This is a genomic window from Chenggangzhangella methanolivorans (assembly GCF_042648545.1).
In the GTDB taxonomy this organism is placed as follows: Bacteria; Pseudomonadota; Alphaproteobacteria; order Rhizobiales; family Methylopilaceae; genus Methylopila; species Methylopila methanolivorans.
The window spans coordinates 323530-324468 of the sequence record NZ_JBHRXS010000016.1 but is presented as its reverse complement, the minus strand read 5'-3'; the positions used below and the strand labels follow the sequence as shown (position 1 = coordinate 324468).

Sequence of the window (939 nt, the reverse complement as noted above, 5' to 3'; positions counted from 1 at the left end):
GTCGGCCGCGCGTCCGCACGCGGACGAGGGGCGGCGCTTGCGATAAAGGGCTAGGCGAACTGATACGTCACTGATATATTAGAACGTGACGAAGCGGCCGCAGACGCCGCGGCAGGCGCAGACGAGGAGGACTTTATGGAGATCGCCCGCACCGAGATGACGCAGCGCCAGCGCGACTATCGCGCGAACTACCGGCAGCGCGTCGCCGGCTGGTACAACGGCTTCCTGCACATCGCGATCATCTACGTGATCGGCTTCACGGCGCTCTATATCTATCTGTCGAACATCGAGGCGCCGACCTGGCTGGAGATCGCCACCGTCCCGGTGACGTTCCTGTTCTGCAACTTCTTCGAATGGTGGCTGCACCGCTACGTGATGCACCGCCCGTCAAAGAACCCTGTGGCGCGCGCGGTCTACAACCGCCACACGCTGCAGCATCACCAGTTCTTCACCGAGACGGAGATGCGCTTCGCGGACCACCGCGACTACCGCGTGACGTTCTTTCCGCCCTACGCGCTCGCCACCTTCACGCTGATGTCGATCCCCGGCGCGATCGCGCTCGGCTGGGTGTTTTCCGCAAATGTCGGCTGGCTGTTCATCACGACCACGACGTCGATCTACATGATCTACGAGTTCATGCACTTTTGCTGCCATGTCGACGAGAACTGGTTCGTGCGGAACTGCCCGTTCATCAACACCAACCGGCGCCACCACACCGCCCATCACGACCAGTCGATCATGATGGAGCGCAACATGAACCTGACGTTCCCGATCATGGACTGGCTGTTCGGCACGTCGGACCTCAACCGCGGCCTCGTCGGCACGCTGCTCAACGGCTATTCGACCAAACACGTGAAGACCGACATGCGGAAGACCTCCCGCACGCCCGGCCGCGCGGCGCCGTCGGCCGGCCAGATCCAGCCGGCGGAGTGAGCGGGG

1 protein-coding gene is annotated in these 939 nt (G+C 63.0%); it reads left to right on the top strand.

Annotated features, from left to right (window positions below; all coding sequences use genetic code 11):
• Positions 1 to 135: 135 nt before the first annotated feature.
• On the top strand, positions 136 to 933 hold the full coding sequence (locus tag ACFOWB_RS23490; protein WP_261404738.1) for a sterol desaturase family protein: 798 nt from the start codon (positions 136 to 138) through the stop codon (positions 931 to 933).
• Positions 934 to 939: the final 6 nt, after the last annotated feature.